22 protein-coding genes are annotated in these 19,935 nt (G+C 56.1%); 10 read left to right on the top strand and 12 right to left on the bottom strand.

What is annotated here, in order from left to right:
* From lnt to miaB, 7 genes are all read right to left on the bottom strand, one after another.
* A complete protein-coding gene (gene lnt / locus OS190_RS05230) occupies positions 1 to 1,494 on the bottom strand; it encodes an apolipoprotein N-acyltransferase (RefSeq protein WP_267157613.1) in 1,494 nt (497 codons plus the stop codon).
* An 8-nt stretch (positions 1,495 to 1,502) separates the two neighbouring features.
* Entirely contained in the window at positions 1,503 to 2,414 is a 912-nt protein-coding gene (locus OS190_RS05225; RefSeq protein ID WP_267157612.1) for a hemolysin family protein, read from the bottom strand.
* A 37-nt stretch (positions 2,415 to 2,451) separates the two neighbouring features.
* Positions 2,452 to 2,955, bottom strand: coding sequence for an rRNA maturation RNase YbeY (gene ybeY / locus OS190_RS05220; protein ID WP_267157611.1), 504 nt, complete (start codon positions 2,953 to 2,955; stop codon positions 2,452 to 2,454).
* A 55-nt stretch (positions 2,956 to 3,010) separates the two neighbouring features.
* Positions 3,011 to 4,021 carry a PhoH family protein gene (locus OS190_RS05215; RefSeq protein ID WP_416237382.1) on the bottom strand — a complete coding sequence of 337 codons (1,011 nt, stop codon included), beginning with the start codon at positions 4,019 to 4,021 and terminating at the stop codon, positions 3,011 to 3,013.
* A gap of 145 nt (positions 4,022 to 4,166) precedes the next feature.
* The gene (locus OS190_RS05210) at positions 4,167 to 4,484 is read right to left on the bottom strand and encodes a hypothetical protein (protein WP_267157610.1); all 318 of its coding nucleotides are present in this window, start codon (positions 4,482 to 4,484) and stop codon (positions 4,167 to 4,169) included.
* 11 nt (positions 4,485 to 4,495) lie between these two features.
* Complete coding sequence (locus OS190_RS05205; protein WP_267157609.1) at positions 4,496 to 5,083, bottom strand: OmpA family protein; 588 nt, start codon at positions 5,081 to 5,083, stop codon at positions 4,496 to 4,498.
* Between the two features lie 203 nt (positions 5,084 to 5,286).
* Positions 5,287 to 6,594, bottom strand: coding sequence for a tRNA (N6-isopentenyl adenosine(37)-C2)-methylthiotransferase MiaB (gene miaB / locus OS190_RS05200; RefSeq protein WP_267157608.1), 1,308 nt, complete (start codon positions 6,592 to 6,594; stop codon positions 5,287 to 5,289).
* Positions 6,595 to 6,717: 123 nt separating this feature from the next.
* Between miaB and OS190_RS05195 the strand changes: the two genes are divergently transcribed.
* A complete protein-coding gene (locus OS190_RS05195; protein ID WP_267157607.1) occupies positions 6,718 to 7,587 on the top strand; it encodes a hypothetical protein in 870 nt (289 codons plus the stop codon).
* A gap of 81 nt (positions 7,588 to 7,668) precedes the next feature.
* On the opposite strand, the gene OS190_RS05190 is transcribed toward OS190_RS05195, so the two are convergent.
* The 3 genes from OS190_RS05190 to irrA form a co-directional block, all read right to left on the bottom strand.
* The gene (locus tag OS190_RS05190; protein ID WP_267157606.1) at positions 7,669 to 8,583 is read right to left on the bottom strand and encodes a hypothetical protein; all 915 of its coding nucleotides are present in this window, start codon (positions 8,581 to 8,583) and stop codon (positions 7,669 to 7,671) included.
* 92 nt (positions 8,584 to 8,675) lie between these two features.
* Entirely contained in the window at positions 8,676 to 9,476 is an 801-nt protein-coding gene (locus OS190_RS05185) for a phytanoyl-CoA dioxygenase family protein (RefSeq protein ID WP_267157605.1), read from the bottom strand.
* Positions 9,477 to 9,495: 19 nt separating this feature from the next.
* The gene (irrA, locus tag OS190_RS05180) at positions 9,496 to 9,918 is read right to left on the bottom strand and encodes an iron response transcriptional regulator IrrA (RefSeq protein WP_267157604.1); all 423 of its coding nucleotides are present in this window, start codon (positions 9,916 to 9,918) and stop codon (positions 9,496 to 9,498) included.
* 210 nt (positions 9,919 to 10,128) lie between these two features.
* Here irrA and fabA point away from each other — a divergent pair, with 210 nt between their 5' ends.
* The 4 genes from fabA (at position 10,129) to OS190_RS05160 (ending at position 13,839) form a co-directional block, all read left to right on the top strand.
* Complete coding sequence (gene fabA / locus OS190_RS05175; RefSeq protein ID WP_267157603.1) at positions 10,129 to 10,638, top strand: bifunctional 3-hydroxydecanoyl-ACP dehydratase/trans-2-decenoyl-ACP isomerase; 510 nt, start codon at positions 10,129 to 10,131, stop codon at positions 10,636 to 10,638.
* 139 nt (positions 10,639 to 10,777) lie between these two features.
* Complete coding sequence (locus OS190_RS05170) at positions 10,778 to 11,653, top strand: adenylate/guanylate cyclase domain-containing protein (RefSeq protein WP_267157602.1); 876 nt, start codon at positions 10,778 to 10,780, stop codon at positions 11,651 to 11,653.
* 155 nt (positions 11,654 to 11,808) lie between these two features.
* A complete protein-coding gene (gene fabB / locus OS190_RS05165) occupies positions 11,809 to 13,038 on the top strand; it encodes a beta-ketoacyl-ACP synthase I (RefSeq protein WP_267157601.1) in 1,230 nt (409 codons plus the stop codon).
* A gap of 9 nt (positions 13,039 to 13,047) precedes the next feature.
* Complete coding sequence (locus OS190_RS05160) at positions 13,048 to 13,839, top strand: enoyl-ACP reductase FabI (RefSeq protein WP_267157600.1); 792 nt, start codon at positions 13,048 to 13,050, stop codon at positions 13,837 to 13,839.
* A 108-nt stretch (positions 13,840 to 13,947) separates the two neighbouring features.
* On the opposite strand, the gene OS190_RS05155 is transcribed toward OS190_RS05160, so the two are convergent.
* Positions 13,948 to 15,063: a THUMP domain-containing class I SAM-dependent RNA methyltransferase gene (locus OS190_RS05155; protein WP_267157599.1), complete on the bottom strand. Its 1,116-nt coding sequence runs from the start codon at positions 15,061 to 15,063 to the stop codon at positions 13,948 to 13,950.
* A 142-nt stretch (positions 15,064 to 15,205) separates the two neighbouring features.
* Between OS190_RS05155 and OS190_RS05150 the strand changes: the two genes are divergently transcribed.
* A complete protein-coding gene (locus OS190_RS05150; protein WP_267157598.1) occupies positions 15,206 to 15,625 on the top strand; it encodes a hypothetical protein in 420 nt (139 codons plus the stop codon).
* 18 nt (positions 15,626 to 15,643) lie between these two features.
* Here OS190_RS05150 and OS190_RS05145 read toward each other — a convergent pair whose 3' ends face one another.
* Positions 15,644 to 16,075, bottom strand: coding sequence for an FKBP-type peptidyl-prolyl cis-trans isomerase (locus tag OS190_RS05145; protein ID WP_267157597.1), 432 nt, complete (start codon positions 16,073 to 16,075; stop codon positions 15,644 to 15,646).
* 191 nt (positions 16,076 to 16,266) lie between these two features.
* Here OS190_RS05145 and OS190_RS05140 point away from each other — a divergent pair, with 191 nt between their 5' ends.
* Genes OS190_RS05140 through OS190_RS05125 form a run of 4 tightly spaced genes read left to right on the top strand, consistent with a single transcriptional unit; the run spans position 16,267 to position 19,935 of the window.
* Positions 16,267 to 16,953 carry a haloacid dehalogenase type II gene (locus tag OS190_RS05140; RefSeq protein ID WP_267157596.1) on the top strand — a complete coding sequence of 229 codons (687 nt, stop codon included), beginning with the start codon at positions 16,267 to 16,269 and terminating at the stop codon, positions 16,951 to 16,953.
* Positions 16,953 to 17,777: an alpha/beta fold hydrolase gene (locus OS190_RS05135; protein WP_267158298.1), complete on the top strand. Its 825-nt coding sequence runs from the start codon at positions 16,953 to 16,955 to the stop codon at positions 17,775 to 17,777. The genes OS190_RS05140 and OS190_RS05135 overlap by 1 nt, the downstream gene beginning before the upstream one ends.
* Positions 17,774 to 18,742, top strand: coding sequence for a threonine ammonia-lyase (locus OS190_RS05130; RefSeq protein WP_267157595.1), 969 nt, complete (start codon positions 17,774 to 17,776; stop codon positions 18,740 to 18,742). Before OS190_RS05135 ends, OS190_RS05130 begins: the two co-directional genes overlap by 4 nt.
* Complete coding sequence (locus OS190_RS05125; protein WP_267157594.1) at positions 18,742 to 19,935, top strand: endonuclease/exonuclease/phosphatase family protein; 1,194 nt, start codon at positions 18,742 to 18,744, stop codon at positions 19,933 to 19,935. The genes OS190_RS05130 and OS190_RS05125 overlap by 1 nt, the downstream gene beginning before the upstream one ends.

Here is a 19,935-nt window from a genome sequence, read left to right as displayed (position 1 = left end):
TCAATTCTTAACCCTTTGTTGACGCTGCTGCCGTCGGAATCCTGCACATGCGAGTCCCGCAAGCAACACAAAGACAAATGGCAGGTCGCCGGTGCGGCTATAAACCGTGGGAGATAGTGGCGCAGGCAAAGGGGCATCGACATATCCAGCCGTGTTCAATGGCAAGGACGCCAACAGGCGACCATAGGGGTCGATCATCGCTGAAATGCCGGTATTCGCACTTCGGGCCAGGGGCAGACCTTGTTCAATCGCCCGCATACGGGCCTGGGCCAAATGCTGACGCGGACCAGCGGCTTTGCCAAACCAGGCATCATTGGTGATTTGTATCAGGAAATCAGGGCGTTCAGGTGCGGCATTCACATCTTGCGCAAAGACGGCTTCATAGCAGATCAACGGTAGGGCACGCCCCATTTCACCAAAGTCCAGCACTTTGGCACCGGACCCTGACGCATACCCCCCACGCGCTCTTTGAGCGAGGCCAAAAACGCCGATACGGGCGAATACATCAGAAAAGGGCATGTATTCCCCAAAGGGAACCAGGTGGTGTTTGTCATAGATCTGTGCAACTTCGCCTCCCTGCTCCAGCACCACCATTGAATTGTAATAGGCGCTATCATCACGGCGCTGCACACCCAGCGCCACGGTTGCGTTTCCCCCTGCCTTGGCAATTTCATTCAGCGATGAACCCGCCCGATCCAGCAGCCAGGGGATTGCAGTTTCGGACCACAAGATAAGATCGGGTACAGCACCCTCTGCTGCAGGCGGAGCCGCCGAATAGGTCAACTGCCGATCAAAGAAGACCGGGATGTGATCAGGATTCCACTTGTCACGTTGCGCAGCATTGGGCTGGATCAGACGAACACTGTGATCGGTCAGCACGGCAACTGGCCTGAAAACCGGCAGGACAACCGCCCCCAAACCCAGCAATACCGCGCCAAAGCGTAGAGTTCGGCTGACCCAGGTTGTTGCGCGAACGTTCAGCGCCACAGCAACCGCGACCATCAGTAGGGTCAGCCCATAAGGCCCGATCCAGGAAAGGGCCTGCCCCCCGGCACTGTCAACCAGGGATTGAGACAGCAAACCCCAGGGAAATCCAGTAAACAGATAACCGCGAACAAGTTCGGCCGCTGGCAAACTCAGGATCAGCGCCCATGCCCCCCGTCGCTCCAGCCACCGCGCCAGCCAGAACGCGCCCCCCCAGAAAAGCGCCAGACCAGCGGCCAGAAACAGCAAGGCAAAGGGTGCCATCCACCCATGACGGGCCACATCCACCATGAAAGGCGAAACAATCCATTGTAGGGTATGCGCAAAGTAGCCGGTCCCGAACGCCCAGCCAAAGACCGCCGCCTGCCGTGTCGTTTGTGCCTGTCCGAATAAGTAACAGGCCAAGGTCAGCGCCAGCATCAAGATCAAAGGCTGGTCATAAGGTGCCTGGCCAAATCCCGCCGACGCACCCAACAGTCCAGCCAAGCCAACACGCCGCCACCCCGACATGCGGGCTGTCACTTGTTAGACCGTTGCGTACGAACGCGCAGGCGCTTGATCCGGCGCGGGTCGGCATCGATCACTTCGAATTCAGGCCCATCGGGATGCAGAACCACTTCGCCACGTGTCGGGACACGACCCGAAAGCATGAAAACCAGACCGCCAAGGGTATCGATTTCTTCTTCATCGACATCGTCATGATCGGTCAGGGAGTGTCCAATCTCGGCTTCAAAATCTTCAAGTGGGGTCTTGGCCAGCGCCAGATAGGTCCCCGGCTTTTCAAGGCTCCAGAAGGTATCTTCATCAACGTCGTGTTCGTCTTCGATCTCGCCGATAACCTGTTCGATCAGGTCTTCGATGGTGACCAATCCGTCAACACCACCATATTCGTCGATAACCAGCGCCATATGGCGCCGTTCCGCCTGCATTTTGGTCAGCAATACGCCAATACCCATCGAAGGGGGCACAAAAAGCAAAGGGCGCAACATCGCTTTGAGATCAAATTCACAAGTCTTGCCATTAAACCCGTATTGCAATGCAAGATCCTTGAGATGGGCCAGCCCCACGGGACTGTCGAGCGTGCCATCATAGACCGGCAGCCGTGTCAGGCCACGTTCCTTGAACACCGCCACAAGTTCTTCCATGTCCGCGGTCAGTGGCACGGCAACGATATCCGCCTTGGGAATTGCCACATCATCAACCCGCATGCGGCGCAGGTTCATCATGCCACGTGCGCTAAGCCTGTCCGCAAGCGGCGGCGTATAATTGTTGTATGGATCCGTGTCAGATGGGGTCAGTGCCCCGATTACGCGAGATAAAAATCCGCCGGATTTTGCAGTGGATTCTTCAAGCTGTGCTGCCTCTTCAACCGGTTGCGCGCTTTGCGCTGCGCTAGACGGCCCGCCAGTCTGTTCGTCAGTGTCGCCCATTGGGTCCTGTCATGTGAAACGGCGGCTTCGGAGCCACCTACGATTCTCTATATGGGTCATCAAGACCCAGTTTGCCAAGTATATTGACCTCAAGCCCTTCCATCAAGGCGGCATCCTGCGCGGTCTCATGATCGTAACCAAGTAGATGCAGCGTTGCATGAATGATCAAATGGGTAACGTGTTGGCCAAGGTCTTTGTTCGTGGCCCGCGCTTCTGCTGCGCAGGTGTCATAGCTGATTGCGATGTCCCCCAGTTCGATCTCACCGTCGAACCCCGGTTCCGCCGGAAGCGGCTTACCGCCAGGACTGGACGCAGTCCTTTCCTGACTGGGCCAACTCAGTACATTCGTCGGACTAGGTTTGCCGCGAAAATCGCGGTTGAGCAGCGTAATAGATGGATCATCACAGGCGAGGATGCTGATTTCAGCCCTGTCGGGCACATCGAGATGAGCCAGCGTTGCCCACACCGCCACCTCGGCCACGTGATGGAAATCAAGCGTGGACCAGCGCGGGTCTTCTATAGTGATGTCCATATTCTGCATGTGCTGATCAAATTTTGGGGCTTTGTCCGATGAAAGGCAAAGGGAACGAGGATGTTTAGCCCGCTGGCTTGTCTGCCTCGTAGGCCTCAATGATCGCCGCGACAAGAGGATGGCGTACCACATCCTTTGACGTGAAATAGTTGAAGCTGATCTTGGGAATACCGCTGAGCAGACGCTCGGCATCCGCCAGACCGGAAGTTACCCCACGGGGTAAATCGATCTGGGTACGGTCACCGGTGATAACCATACGTGAATTCTTACCAAGGCGGGTGAGAAACATCTTCATCTGCATGGTCGTGGCATTCTGCGCCTCATCCAGCACCACATAGGCATTGGACAGGGTACGGCCGCGCATAAAGGCAAGAGGCGCGATTTCAATATGCCTTTCCTCAAGCAGCCTGGCCAGTTGTTTGCCAGGCAGGAAGTCATTCAGGGCATCATACAAAGGCTGCATGTAGGGATCGACCTTGTCCTTCATGTCTCCTGGCAGATAGCCAAGCTTTTCTCCGGCTTCTACGGCGGGCCGGCTGAGAATGATCTTGTCCACATGCCCGCCAATGAACAGGCTGACCCCCACCGCAACTGCGAGATAGGTCTTGCCTGTACCGGCAGGTCCAATGCCAAAGGCAAGCTCATTATCGAACAGAGATTTAACATAGGCTTTCTGGGCTTCGGTACGCGGTTCGACAAGTTTCTTGCGGGTCTGGATTTCAATCGTTTCGCCCAGAGGCCTGTCCAATTGTGCGCCGGTGCCTGCGGGCTGATCGAAGTCGGTACCGCTCATCCGCAGCAGGCTTTCCACGTCAGCCAGTTCGACCGTCCGCCCCCCTTCAAGGCGCGCATAAAGCGTGCCAAGAGCCTTCCCAGCCTGAGCTGCAACATCTGCTTCGCCCAGAATGCTCAGGTGATTACCGCGTCTAACAATTTGAACTTCGAGCGCCTTTTCAATTGCGGCCAGATGCGCATCATATGCTCCGCAAAGATCAACCAACAAACGATTGTCAGGGAATTCCAGTACAACGGGTTTGGCCGACGCGGGGACGTCCGCAGGGGGCTGCTTGATCAAATCGGTTGAGGGCAAAATAAGCTCCTTGGGAACAGGGGTTCGATTGGCAAATAGGTACGAGGCGGTAGAAATACACCCTCAAGACGTAAAACGGGCCGAAGTGTTAAACACTCCGGCCCGAAATTGCTGAATTTTTCAGGCAAAATCAGTTTGGATCCGGAATGAATGTTCCGCCTTTGAAGTCGCCTACCGTGTGCGTGGGCGGTGCAACGCCCGAGCATACAGGCTTACCGAACTTGTCCAGACGAGCGGACAGATAGCCCTCGACACCGTCATCGATAATCCAGTGATCACAGCCGTTTGGATCAACCCAGATCCCAGCTTGAAGAGTGCTGAGGTGGTGACCATTAATGCCACGGTCGCGCGTCTTGTCAGACGGATAGCCACGGATACCTTCGATGTCGCCACAGGCACTCAGACCAAAGGCGCAGGCCGTCACGAGAAGAATTGTTGATTTGATCACGTCACGTCCCCTTAGCGAATGCAGATGATTTCGACGCGACGGTTTTTGGCCATCCCATGCGAAGAATTGTTGGCAGCAACCGGCATGCGTTCGCCGTAGCCGCGTACGTCCGCAATACGCGCACCTGTTGCGGCTGCAATGGACGCGACCGCGCTGGCACGGTTATAGCTGAGCTTCATGTTGTAGGCATCTGAGGCACGGCTATCTGTGTGACCGGTGATGATGTATGAAACCGCGCCGGTCGAACGAAAGAACTCGGCAAGGCGCTGTTTGCCCGCGCTGCTGATGCGGTAGCTGTCTGTGGCAAAAAACTGGTCCGATGGCATCACACCACAGACATTACCCCGGCGGCAGACCGGAATGCCCTGGCGGCTGGTGTGCGGGGTCATGTAACCTTCGGCACCATCGTCCATAACCCAGTGTTCACAACCGTCAGGGTCAACCCAGATGGTCGGCGTGTACACACCTTTGTCACGTCCGCCCTGCGAGCGTGTTTGGGCATCTACGCCCGTTGCCGCAAAAGTCATCGGCAGCGCGATCGCGGCTGCGAGTGACAGGCTCGCCACGGCGCGGATCGCTTTGGAGATTGTGTTCACCACAGCATTTTCCTTTATCTAGTCCCCCACGAAAGGCATGCCCCGTTTATCACCCGGACACCCCCGCTTATTTTCCTACGTTAGGTAATAATTCCCAGCGTGTGAAGCGCTGTTATCTACATTTAGTGTTTAAATTCACGGTAAACACATCGAATTAATGTATAAATGTGGCAAAGACGCACCATGGCTCCGGGTTGCAGGCTCGATTACTGCTGCCGGGCGGTCAAGGAGTTGGTTTTTGCCTCAACGATTCTGACGTTTACAATATCGCCGATTCCCGCAGTGCAATCTTCAATGTGAACCGAATGCAGATACTCGGATTTACCAAGCATCTGCCCCGATTGACGGCCTGCCCGTTCCACCAGAACGGACACGTCCCGCCCGACCATGGAACGCTGGATTTCGTATTGATGGCTGCTGATAAGTGCCTGAAGTTGTTGCAGACGGTCATCGGCAACCTTCGGATCAACCAGGGCACGTTCTGCAGCAGGTGTTCCCGGGCGGGCCGAATATTTGAAAGAATAGGCATAGCCATATTTGACTTCACGCACCAAATCCATTGTCGCCTCGAAATCAGCGTCGGTCTCTTCGGGGAAACCGACAATGAAATCCCCGGACAAAATGATGTCAGGGCGGGCCGCACGGATGCGTTCAAGCAAGCGCAAATAGCTCTCTGCTGTGTGACTGCGGTTCATGCGCTTGAGAATACGATCAGACCCTGACTGAACAGGCAAATGCAAGTAGGGCATCAATTCGGGCACGTCGCCATGGGCCGCGATCAGATCATCATCCATGTCGTTGGGATGGCTGGTTGTATAGCGGATACGCTCAAGCCCGTCGACCTTTGCCAGGGCACGGATCAGCCCGGCCAAACCGCCGTCATGGCCGTGATAGGCGTTGACGTTCTGCCCCAAAAGCGTGACTTCGCGCACACCGCGTTCGACCAGGTCACGTGCTTCCTGCAATATGCGCATGGCGGGGCGGCTTACTTCGGCACCACGTGTATAAGGGACGACACAAAAGGCGCAAAACTTGTCACATCCTTCCTGTACCGTCAAAAACGCCGCAGGGGCGCGTTTGGCCTTGGGTCGTGATTGCAGATGTTCGAATTTGTCCTCTTCGGGGAAATCCGTGTCGAGCGCGGTTTGTCCTTGCCGCAGACGTTCTTCCATCGCAGGCAACCGATGATAGCTTTGCGGCCCGACCACGAGGTCGACAGCAGGCTGGCGTCGCATGATTTCGGCCCCTTCCGCCTGCGCCACACATCCAGCAACACCGATTTTCAAATCGGGTTTCAGATCTTTTAACGGCTTCAACCGCCCCAACTCGGAATAAACCTTTTCGGCTGCTTTTTCTCGAATATGACAGGTATTGAGCAGGATCATGTCCGCATCATCGGCGGTCTTGGTCTCGACATAGCCTTTCCCGCCCAGAGCTTCGGCCATGCGCTCACTGTCATAAACATTCATTTGACAGCCATAGGTCTTGATAAACAGCTTCTTGGGCGCGGTCATGGCAGTGTCCGATACGTAGCGAGGGGGTGACAGGAATTGCGCATCCTCTAACAGGACCACCCATCGCTTGCAATGCACGTGAAATTAACCGATTCTGCCTCAAAACACCCGACCAGAGGCCTCATGCACTATACCAGCTTGTCCGAAATGATTGCGTCCGAAACCACGACCCTTGCCAAAGGACCGCTGGCAATCGTCATGATTGAGGATGACGTCGAAGTCGCGACAACGCTGCGTCACCATCAGCAAATGGGATTCACCGCTGTAATCGCATTGATGCCTGCGGTGTTCGACTTGCCGCGCGACCTGGCCGAAACGGTTATTCGCGTCGACTACAACATGTCCGATGAAGAGGCGATGGAAACTGCGATCAACTCCTTGATGGACCCCATGGCGGGACAATGGGTTTATTATTGCTATAACGCCGAGTATTTCTTTTTCCCCTTCTGTGAGACCCGCAACGTTATTGAAATGCTGGCCTTTCACACAGAAGAGCGGCGCGATGCCATGCTATCTTATGTGATTGATCTTTATTCTGATAATCTGGTTGATCATCCAAACGCGGTTTCCCTGGACAATGCGCATATGGACCGCTCTGGCTATTATGCCTTGGCACGTCCTGATCTCGACAACCATGGCCATCCCAAAGAACGCCAGCTTGATTTCTACGGTGGATTGCGTTGGCGTTATGAAGAACACGTGCCCCAGATCCGGCGCAAGATCGACCGAATCCCGCTGTTTCGTGCCAAGAAGGGGCTGAAAATTCGTTGGGATCACACGTTTTCGGACGAAGAATACAACACCTACGCCTGCCCGTGGCACCACAACATCACCGGCGCGATCTGTTCCTTCCGCACCGCGAAAGCACTGAAAAGTAACCCCGGCAGCAAGTTCGAGATTGAAACCTTCAAATGGCACAATTCCTCACCATTTGAATGGCATTCGCGTCAATTGCTGGACCTGGGCCTTATGGAACCGGGACAGTGGTTTTAGGGACACGCGAGAAAGCCCAAAAACATCGGATGTCTGCCGTGGGCAATGGGCCCCTCGTCTTCAGCACCACTGCCCGTTCTGCTAGGCCTGTTTGGCCTTCTCTTTGACCTTCAGCTCTTTGGTCAGCTCCACGATCTGTTCTTCGCCATATTTGTAGATTTCGGTCATTTGCTTGATCAGGGCATCAATTGCTTTCGCATCTTCATTAGCCTTGATTTCAGCCTTCATTTTGCCTGAGGCCGCCTTGGCATCCTTGGCCCATGGTTTTAGTCTCTTAACCAGCATTTCAGCTTTTTTGATAAAGCCTTTTGCCGATTTAAGATCCCCTTCCTTGAGCAGGTTCCACGCAGAATCGCACAGACCATCAAGAGATTTGGTATCTTTTTTAAGCCGTTTTTCGGTCGCCGCGCGGTTCTTTGCAGTCAAAGGATCTGGCAGCTCCTTGGGCGTGACCGCGTCAATCGCCTGCTTCACGATGGCAATATTGGTCCGTTTCAGTGCCATGCCATACATCACGACAAAGCCTTCCAGAGCGCCATAGGTCTTTTCCGCCTTTGTGATTTCGGCCAAAGCCATGCGCGCCTCATCCATATCTTTCTTGACGGTCTTATCCGGTTTGCCACCGGTCTTTTTCAGGTCTTTCTCTGCCAAGGCAATCTGCTTTTCCAGGTCCTTGCGGATTACCGTTGCCTCGTCCTGAAACTTCTTGAACTCGACCAGCCCTGTCCGATGTTTTTTCAGTGCAGCTTCCCATGTCTTGCGCGGGCCGGCTGCATCCTTGTGTTTGAGAAAATCGTCGGTTTTCTTGCCGGCCATTCCGCCCAATTTGATGTTCTGAACCGCTTCTTGCAGCTTGTCTTCCTTGGCCCAGGTATCATCCAGATTGGACAACAGTGCCTTTTTGATTTTCTCCGCCGCTGCAGGAGAATATTTCTTGAGCTTGTCTTTAATTTTTTTCGTGACGTGTATTTTTAGCTTCTCAACTTCTTTGGACATAATAATATTCCTTGGGCTTTGGTCGAAATAGACCATGCTAAAGGCTCAACCCTAGGAGAACACATTGCCAAAAAGCAAGAATAAACGCTATTTTACTGGGGGTGCGGCCACAACACGGGGAACCAATCCTCGCGCAGGCGATCTCCCGCTGTCATTCCGTGTCCCGGAAAAGGTGGCGATGTCGGGCCAGGCCGTTCGACATACCGCGCATCATCCCCGACCAGCCGTAATGAGAACGCGCGTCGGCGTGTGTCTGCCGTATTGCCACGTGCACCGTGCAGGGTACCATAGTTAAAAGCCACCGCATCGCCCGGTTCCATTTGCCATTCGCGGATTTCCATGGCTTCGGCGTCAGGGTCGGGTACCGGCATATAGGGTGCGGGATCAAAAAACGCATCCCCCTTGGCCCAGCGCGTCGGCAGCACCGGTTTTTCCCACAGATGTGACCCCGCCACACAGCGCAGCGTTGCATTTGTCACCGGATCAAGTGGTGACCAAAAGCTAACTGTTTGCCGCCCCTCGACAAAATAATACGGCCCGTCCTGATGCCAGGGCGTTGCCATCGAAGTACCGGGTTCTTTGACCAACACATGATCATGGAACAATTGCGCGGTATCGCTTTGCATCAGTTGTGCGCCGACTTCTGCCGCATCAGAGGTGCGGATCACGGTTTCGAATTCGGGAATACGTTGCCAGTTGCAATAATCATCAAAGAACAGCCCCCGTTCACCCGCCTTGTCGTTGTTTGAGGCATAGGGGCCGGGCGCATCCATGTTGCGCTCTACCCCGGAGCGCAGGGTATCGACATGCGCCGCAAACAATCCTTTGACCAGCACGACGCCGTCACGCTGGAATTGGTCGACATGGTCCTGCGTGATCAACGGATGCGGCATGGTTTGATACTCTCTTGACCTAGGAATTCTTGCGACGCAGACGTATGACAACGTCGACACCGGCAATCTCGGCACCTTTTGGCGCTTCCGGCAGGCCAGAAATCACCAATTGTTCGGCAGGAGCGTCGGTGAGCGTGCCGTCGTCTTCCCAATAATAATGCGGATGGTCATGGGTGTTGGTGTCAAAATAGCTTTTGGAACCATCCACCGTCACTTCCTGCAATAGTCCCGCACTGCAAAATGCACGAAGCGTGTTATAGACAGTGGCCAAGGATACCGCATCGCCCTGCCCCATGGCCGCGTCAAACAGGCTTTCGGCCGTGACATGCCGGTGCTGTCCGTCCCCCACCAGAAGGCTGGCCAGTGTTACCCGTTGCCGCGTAGGCCGCACGCCTGCCTGTTCCAGCCAGCGGGTACCGTTCTCCTGATGGGTCTGCGTCATGGATCGCTCCGTTGCGTTGATGGTTTCAATATAGGTGTCTTTGCGGATGTTTTTCAATTCCAAATCGGAAAAGTGGCACTAGAGTGCACCTTTGTCGCTCGCAGTCTTCTCGGGTTGTAGCCCACCGCACTTGCGATACGGACCCGTGCAGGGTACACCGCCTCCGACTTTCAATCGATTTCATTTTAAATGCCCAGCAGGAGTGCCCGCATGGCCGACTATCCCACCAGCTTTGACAAGGAAGCCTTGTTGAAATGTGCCGCAGGCGATCTGTTTGGCCCCGGCAATGCCCAATTGCCTGCCCCCCCAATGTTGATGATGGACCGGATCACGGATGTCTCAGGCGACGGTGGTGCCCATGGCAAAGGGCATATTACAGCGGAATTCGACATCACACCGGAGCTTTGGTTCTTTGACTGTCACTTCCCCGGCAATCCGATCATGCCGGGTTGTCTGGGGCTCGATGGCCTCTGGCAACTGACCGGTTTCAACCTGGGCTGGCGCGGCTGGCAGGGGCGCGGCTATGCACTGGGTGTGGGCGAAGTCAAACTCAAGGGGATGGTTCGGCCGGACCGCAAGATGCTGACCTACAAGATCGATTTCACCAAGGCGATCCAGACACGCCGCCTCACCATGGGCGTCGCGGATGGCATCGTCGAGGCGGACGGCGAGGTGATCTATGAGGTTAAAGACATGAAGGTCGCGCTCAGCGAAAGCTGAAGTCTGCCCACAAAGCTGTGGTCGCTGGTCGGCTCCCCGACAGATAAAAGTCGGAATTTGTTGCAAGAAGGACCGCCCAAATCTATGGTTTGGGTATATAGACCCTTTGAATGCGGCCCCAAACCGCGGAGCGATATTGATGGCCACGGCCCATGTCCTGATTGCCGATATTACCGGCAGCACAAGCTTGTATGATCGTTTGACCGATCAGGAAGCTCTCGCACAGGTCAGCATCATCCTCGCCCAGATGCGCAACATGATCGAAGAGAACGGCGGTCACTGCGTAAAATCGCAGGGCGACGATACCCTGAGCTTTTTCAGTGAAGCCGATCAGGCCTTTGCAGCAGCACGCGCGATGATCGAGGCCGACTGGGGTGATGGCCTTGGTGTCCATGCCGGCATTCATTTTGGCGAAGTGTTGAGCCAGGATTCCGACATCTACGGCGACGCGGTAAACACCGCGGCGCGTCTTGCCTCCCTGGCCAAGACCAGCGAACTCTTGCTTGGCGATACGGTTTTTGCACAATTGGGCGAAGCGACGCGCATGCTCTGCGTGTCCATGGGGGCGCTCAAGCTCAAGGGCAAACGCGAAGCCACCCAAGTTCATTCCTTTGCCGTCAGCGACCTGAAGACGCAAACCGTGTTGTTTGGCAGCGGAGAGTCCCTGCTGGGACCACGCACCGAGTCCGCTGCGCTTTCTTGCGTATCCGAGGAATGGAACCTGTCGGACGGGGAAAGCGTAGCCGTGGGACGGTCATCCGATTGTCAGGCAATCCTGGATCATCCCTGGGTGTCACGCAAACACGGTTTTTTTGAATTACGCGCGGCACAACTGGAATATACCGACCACAGTTCATCCGGCAGCACGATCATCACATCTGACGGGCAGGAATTTTCACTCCAACGCCGCTCCATGTTGCTGTCGGGCGAAGGTCTGGTGCTGGTGGGGACTCGTGACAGGTCGATGACCGGTTCGATCATCCGCTACAGCACCAATGATCTGAAGTTCGAATGATCACCTGCACGGGTCGAATTTTTGCCGCGGTGACCCGCTGCCAAACGGCGTGCTTCCTGCTAACCCCTTGCACCGCCAAGCCCTGCTGTCCTAAATAGGTGTTGAAGTATCAAAGGAGTGCAGCCCATGCACCGCATCGAAGCAGAGGTATGCACATGAAGCGCGTTGTCGTCACAGGACTTGGAATCGTCTCATCCATCGGAAACAATGCGCAAGACGTCACAGCCGCGCTCAAGGCAGGCACATCCGGGATCGAAACCAGCACCGAGATGGCAGAGCACGGGTTTCGCAGCCAGATCGCGGGCACGCTGAAGATCAATGTTGCGGATCACATCGACAAACGCACCCTGCGCTTCATGGGACAGGGTGCCGCCTATGCCTACCTTGCCATGGAACAGGCGATCGCCGATGCAGGTCTGGACGAGAGCATCATTTCAAACCCGCGCACCGGGTTGATTGCCGGGTCCGGCGGGCCTTCCACCTCGGCGATGAAGGTCGCCCATGATGTGGTCGACAAGACCGGCGCGACCAAGCGTATCGGCCCTTTCGCAGTACCGAAATGCATGTCCTCCACCATCAGTGCAAACCTGAGCACTGCCTTCAAGATCAAGGGCATCAATTATTCCATCACCTCGGCTTGTTCGACCTCTCTGCATTGTATCGGGTCGGCCGCGGAACAGATCATGCTGGGCAAACAGGATGTGATGTTTGCAGGCGGCGGAGAAGAATTGGACTGGACCCTGTCCTGTCTGTTTGACGCCATGGGCGCAATGAGCAGCAAATATAACGACACTCCTGAAAAGGCATCGCGCGCCTTTGACGCCAACCGTGACGGTTTTGTGATCACAGGCGGCGGCGGCATGGTGGTACTGGAAAACCTTGACCATGCGCTGGCGCGCGGCGCTACGATCTATGCCGAAGTCACTGGTTTTGCTGCAACTTCTGACGGACACGATATGGTTGCCCCCTCCGGCGAAGGCGGCACCAGAGCCATGCAGCTGGCCCTCGCTACGCTGCCCGAAGGCCGCAAGGTCAGCTATATCAATGCCCATGGCACCTCGACACCTGTGGGGGATGTTGGCGAGATCGAAGCGGTGCGCCGTGTCTTTGGACAGGGATCAACACCGCCTGTCAGCTCGACCAAATCAATGACCGGCCATGGACAAGGGGCGGCAGGCGCAATGGAAGCGATCTTCTGTCTTTTGATGCTCAAGGATGATTTCATCACACCCTCCATCAATGTCGAAACCCTCGACCCTGCGCTGCACCCCTCTGAAATCGCCACGACCCGTGTCGACAATGCGGGACTTGATTCAGTCATGACCAATTCATTCGGATTTGGCGGCACCAACGGATCAATGATCCTGTCGAAATACAACGGATAGGACCGGACCATGACGGATTTGCTAAAAGGTAAACGCGGCCTGATCATGGGGGTCGCCAACGAACGATCAATTGCCTGGGGCATTGCAAAGGCGATGGCGAATGCGGGTGCTGAACTGGCCTTTACCTATCAGGGTGAGGCATTCGGCAGCCGATTGAAGCCCTTGGCCGAAAGCGTCGGGTCGGATTTCACGGTCGATGTGGATGTCACCGAGGATGCCTCGCTTGACACCGCGTTCAGCCAGCTTGCGGATCGCTGGCCCACCATCGACTTTGTTGTCCATGCCATTGCTTTTTCCGACAAATCGGAACTGACTGGCCGTTTTCTGAATACCTCCCGCGCCAATTTCAAACACTCACTCGACATCTCTGCCTATAGCTTCATCGAGATCGCACGCCGCGCCCATCCGATGATGGTGGAGAATGGTGGCACATTGATGACTCTGACCTATCAGGGATCCAATCGCGTGGTGCCGAACTATAATGTCATGGGAGTGGCCAAGGCCGCACTAGAGAGTGCCACCCGCTATCTTGCCAATGATCTCGGACCGGAAGGCATCCGTGTCAACGCGATCAGCCCTGGACCGATGAAAACACTTGCCGGTGCGGCCATCGGCGGTGCACGCAAGACCTATAAACACACCGGACTGAATGCCCCGATGCGCGAGAACGCCACACTGGAAGCTGTGGGAGGCACGGCTGTCTATCTCGCCTCTGATGCAGGGGCCTGCACCACCGGCGAAATCATTCGGGTGGACGGTGGCTTTCACGTTTTGGGCATGCCGCAACAAGAGTATTTGTGAACGCGAAACCCTGCGCAAGACGAGACTGCGGACGGTATATAAGGCCAAAAAGAGAAAGCTTGTGGTGCCTTGATTGCACCCTCAGCCATGGACGCAATGGCAGATGGCCTAACGCAAGGGCGGGGTTTGCCAGAGCCAGACCTTCATACCGCCATGGGCGATCGGCAGACCGAGAGGTTTCCATGGCAAACCTGTGGCCTTGGCCAGACTGGGTTCAGAAGTGACCAGCCCGACACGCCAGCCTTTGAAATGTGTCAGCATGGTTTGGCCAAAGGAGCCGTAAAGCGCATAGAGCAGTTTCTTGTTGCCGATCCGGCCTCCGTATGGCGGGTTCACCATGACCAATCCCTTGCGATCATCTGGAGGGCGGATTTCTGCAGCACCGTGGCAGGAAAAATGGGTAAACTCCGAAACACCCGCCCGGTCAGCATTGGCTGTCGCATTGCGCACAGCACCCGCGTCACGGTCGGATCCGTAATAGCCCGAGGCCGGGACAGGTTTTGGCGCGGTTCGGCGCAGCGCGGCAAAGGCCTCTGCGTCAAAGGATGCAAGGTTTTGAAAGGCAAATCCGCGGCTGCGGCCCGGTTGTAGCCCTGCCGCAATTTCGGCGGCTTCGATAACGAAGGTGCCAGAGCCGCACATGGGATCGATCACCGGCTCACGCCCGTCATACCCACATTGCCGCAGCAGCATTGCAGCGAGGTTCTCGCGCATGGGAGCTTTGCCAACGGCTTCCTTGTGGCCACGAATATGCAGCGCCTCCCCTGTAGAATCGATGCTGATCGCGACGTTGTTGTCGTGGATCCGTACCTTCACCACGATCTCGGCTTCCGGTGACAGGGGGATGGCGTGACTTTCCACAAGAGCGCGTTCGATGCGTTCGCAGGCCGCTTTGGCGTGATAGATTTTCGAAGCCTTGCAAGTCACCTGGACGCGCACCGGGACCTCTGGCCGCAGCACGGCACCCCAGTCAAACTTGCGACTGCGTTTGTCGAGTTGTGCCAGATGAAAGGCCATGAACCCGCCGATCCGAACCAGCACCCGAACAGCACCGCGCAGATCGAGATTGGCCCGCCAGACCTCTGGCCATCCGCCCATGATGGTCACACCTCCCGGGCCTGCTTCAGCCTTGTCAAATCCCTTTTCGCGCACTTCTTCCAACAGGACCGGCTCCAGGCCGGGGGCACAAACAAGGAATATTTCAAAGGGGCGAGAACTGTCCATCCGGCTTGCATAGAGGGAAACACGCGCGGGAAGAAGCGGACTTTTGATTTCCGACCGCGCCTGCCCCGGCAAAAGTCGCATTTCAAGGCAATTCCAGCATCCAGGCCACGATTTTGCCAGCTTTATCCGGTTAAAACATCATATGAGCTTTGCAGAAACATACGGCCAACAGGTGCTGGAATCACGACGCACGCGATCGCAACGCGCCCATCTGGGTGCAAAAATCGTGAGTTTGCTGTTGATGTTGCTGGTTGCCGTCACATTGCGCACGGAGCCAGAATTGCGCAGCGCGCTGTTAGAAGCCGCGATGGAGGCTGCAATGAAAGCAACCGGTCGCGACAGACCACCGCCCGCGGCGTCAAACGCCGCCCCCTTTGCCGGCACCATGTCTGCCGGCACGGAGTCCGGCAGCAACATCAGCTTGCGTGACCGGATCAAGGTGAACCGCCCCCTGTCGGGAAGCACCCTTCAAGGTGGAATCAACCAGGATCAGGTTGATCCACAGGGGCTTGCACAGGACCTGGGACACAGGCTGTCAACCTTCGGGGCAAACGGCGGATAAAGCCCGCCGGTGCAAGGCTCAGCTTGCGATGCTGACCAGTTCAATATCGAACTGCAGATCCTTGCCTGCCAGCGGGTGGTTCGCATCAAGAGTTACTGTCGCCTCGTCCAGTTCCACAACCATCACCGGCAATGCCTGACCGTCAGCCGTCTGCATTTCCAACGTCAGGCCGACCTCCAGGTTCAGGTCTTCAGGGATCCCGTCACGCGGGATCGCCTGACGCATGTCCGGATTGAGCGGCCCATAGGCATCTGCGCAGGCGATTTTCACCACTTTCTTTTCGCCGACGGTCATCCCCGGCAAAGCGACGTCCAACCCGGGAATGATATGACCGGATCCTACTTCGAATTCCAGCGGATCACGGCCCTTGGAACTGTCGAAAGTGGTGCCATCCAGCAGCGTGCCTGTATAATGTATAGCGACCGTATCGCCTGACTTGACTTCAGTCATCTTCGTCTCCGAAATGTAGGGAAATTGGGGGAGGCCACGTATCTGCGCAGGTGCTCCAGCTTGGGCGGCAAAGTGTCAAACAGGTCGCCCGATGTAAACCCCCTCAGGGATCGCGAATCTTGATACAATTTCAGGGGTTTTTCACAAGGGCCTGGCATGACAATCTGACCTGAGCCAACGGAGTGCGCCCCATGCCGATCACCACCTGTGTTTTTGATGCCTATGGCACATTGTTCGATGTGGGGGCCGCTGCCCGCCAGGCTGCGTCAGAGCCGGATTTCAAGGCAATCAGGAGCGACTGGGCAGAACTGGCTGAACATTGGCGCCAAAAACAACTGTCCTATTCATGGCTGCGCGCCGTTGCCAATGCCCATACCGATTTCTGGGAAGTCACCGAAAACGGGCTCGATTGGGCGTTGGAAAAGACCGGGCATACAAATGATCCCGAGCTGCGCGAACGGCTTCTGGCGCTCTATTGGGAATTGCAGGCCTACCGTGAAGTGCCTGAAATGTTGACCCGGCTGAAGGCTGCCGGGCTGAATACGGCAATCCTGTCCAACGGATCGCCAGAAATGTTGGAAGCTGCGGTAAGATCAGCGGGGATCGAAAGCGTCCTGGATGCCACTCTTTCAGTGCAAAGCGTCGGCATCTTCAAGCCGGACACACGGGTATACGATCTGGTCGGTGCCTGTTTTGATTGTGACAAATCCGAAGTCTTGTTTGTCTCCTCGAACGGTTGGGACGCGGCGGCGGCAACTGGCTATGGATTTGTCACGGCCTGGGTGAACCGCAACGGCGACCCGATGGAGCGCCTGCCATGGAGGCCGGCGCATATGCTCACCGATTTGACCGGCATCCCGACCTTGGCAGATCTCTGATGGCCTATTTCACCACATCTGATGGACTGTCGCTGTATTACACCGACGATGGCGAAGGTCTGCCCATTCTTTGTCTTGCGGGATTGACGCGCACAACGACTGATTTCGATTATGTGACCCCCTTTCTGTCGGGTAACAGGTTGATCAAGCTGGATTACCGCGGTCGTGGCCGATCGGATTTCGATACCGACTGGCAGAACTACGTACTGCCGGTTGAATGTCGTGATGTGCTGGAGTTATTGGCGCATCTCAACCTCGACAAGGTGGCGATACTTGGGACCTCGCGGGGCGGTCTCAACGCCATGGGGCTGGCCGCTGCGGCCAAGGAGCGACTGCTGGGGGTAGCGTTGAATGATGTCGGTCCGGTGATCGAAGCCAAGGGCTTGGATGCGATCCGGCATTTCATCGGCCGACCACCTGCTGCCAAAACCCATTCGGAGGCCGCTGCCGCCTTGGCACGCGCCTTTGTTGAATTCAAAAATGTCCCGGACAGCCGTTGGATGGAGGAAGCGGTAAAGCACTTCACCTCAACGCCAGAGGGTTTGCACATTACCTATGATCCGCATTTACGCGATGCCATGCTGGCGGCGATGGATGGGCCGGACCTTGACCTTTGGCCTTATTTCGATGCGCTCTCGGGCTTGCCGCTGGCATGTATCTGGGGCACCAGTTCCAACCTGCTGGGCGAAGCCACGGTCGAAGAAATGCAAAAGCGTCGCCCCGACATGATTCTCGCCAAAGTTCCCGGACGCGGTCATGTACCGTTTCTGGATGAACCCGAGGCCATCATCGCACTTCAAACATGGATAGGAGCCATGCAATGAACATCGACATGATACGTGCCGCCGCTGAACGCCTGAATGGGCACGCATTGCGCACACCGTTTTTGAATTCACCTTTGCTGGACGCCCTTGCGGGGCGGCGCGTCTGGGTAAAGGCCGAATGTCTGCAACTCACAGGCAGTTTCAAGTTTCGCGGTGCCTGGTCGGCCTTGAGCGCCCTTGACCCCAAGGTGCGCGCCAAAGGTGTCATCGCCTTTTCCAGCGGCAATCACGCCCAAGGCGTGGCGCTGGCGGCAAAGATGCACGACACCTCGGCAGTGATTGTCATGCCTGCGGACAGCCCCGCCATGAAACTGGAAAACACCCGCGCCTATGGTGCCGAAGTCATCACTTACGACCGCGACACCGAAGACCGTAACGAGATCGGCGCGCGCATCAGCCAGGAAAGGGGCCTGACCCTGATCAAGCCCTTTGATGAACCGCAAGTGATTGCGGGCCAAGGCACCTGCGGGTTGGAAATTGCGCAACAGGCAACCGAACAGGGCATAACAGATGCTCAGGTCATTGTCTGTTGCGGCGGGGGTGGCCTCACCTCAGGTATTGCACTCGCTCTTGAAGCAGAAGCGCCAGGCCTGCGCGTCAGGCCTGCCGAGCCCGAAGGCTTTGACGATGTGGCGCGGTCCCTGCACGCCGGCGAAATCAAACGCAATCTCAGGACCTCCGGCAATCTTTGCGACGCCATCATCACGCCGCAACCAGGTGATCTGACCTTCCCGATCATGAAACGTTTATGCGGTGCCGGACTGGTGATCACCGAAGACCAAGCGCTTGCCGCAATGGCGCATGCATGGAACCGGTTGAAATTAGTTGCCGAACCTGGAGGTGCCGCCGCCCTTGCCGCGGTTTTGTTTCATGGTGATGAAATTCAGGGCGATGATGTGATCGTCACGATTTCAGGGGGGAACGTTGACGCCGCTGTCTTTGCCCGCGCTCTGGAGCTTGCCTGATGAGCGCTTTCACCATCGCCAGTTTCAACGTGAAAAACCTGATTGGCGCGGATCGTGAGTATTACAAGTTCCAATCCTACACCCCTGAAGAATACGCATGGAAAGAGGATTGGCTGGCCGATCAACTGGTAACAATGAACGCCGACATCATCGGTTTTCAGGAAGTATTCGAAGAAGAAGCCCTGCGCCGCACCATTGCCCGCGCAGATCGCATTGGGGCGGAAAACAACGCCGAAGCACTGCCCGGTCCAGACAAACGGTATCGCAAGCGGGCAATTTTTCGACATCTGGGCTATGGCGATTATGGCAATGCCGCCCTCGCCTTTGCCCCCAACATCCATGACGCGGAAGCAGGAAATCGTCGCCCCGGTGTCGCCGTGCTTTCACGCCTAGGATTTGCCGAAGATCCTGAAATCATTCAGGATCTGGGCGCGCCTTTCAAAATTCCCTTTCAGACATTTGACGATGAAGATGGCGGGCATTACACCCTTCGAAAACTCAGCCGCCCGATACTCAAGGTGCGCGTACCCGTGGGCGGCGAGGTTATCACCGTTTTCAACTGTCACCTGAAATCCAAGCTGGGCGAATTCATCCGCCCTGAAGGCGCGGATTTCGCCAGTGAAGCGGACCTCACCAACTATGACCCGGTTGGTCGTGCCTTGGGTGCTGCGCGTGCCGCAATGCGTCGTATGGCAGAGGCTTGGGTGCTGCGCGGGGCCATCATCGGTGAATTGCAACAAGGCCGCCCGGTAATAGTGTTGGGCGATTTGAACGACAGCGAAAACGCGGTGAGTTCAGAGATCATCAGCGGTGAGGTGCCGTTCAAGAATTATACATGGATGCTGCGACATGATGCGAAACACCGCGGGGATCGTTACTCTGCCGCCGAAAGCGCCAAGATCACTGAGGAAATCGAAGCCGTGCGTTTACATTCCGCCGAACGTCAGTTTGAACGCAAGTCCCTGCGCGATATGGTCTATACTTCGGCCTTTGGTGGTATTTATGAAAGTATCGACCAAATTCTGATGTCGCGTCATTTCCTGCCGCAGTGGCCAAACCACATTGGCGAGATGACCTATTTCTCTGTCCTCAACGATCACTTGACCGATGGCAGCCATCCCGAAGCACCCTATAACAAGCTTGCCTCCGATCATGGGCAAATCATGGCAACCATACAATTGCGGGAGACCTGA

The organism is Sulfitobacter sp. F26204 (genome assembly GCF_026410305.1).
Classification (GTDB): Bacteria; Pseudomonadota; Alphaproteobacteria; order Rhodobacterales; family Rhodobacteraceae; genus Sulfitobacter.
The sequence above is the reverse complement of the archived record's forward strand: the minus strand, read 5'-3'. Positions and strand labels throughout refer to the sequence as shown.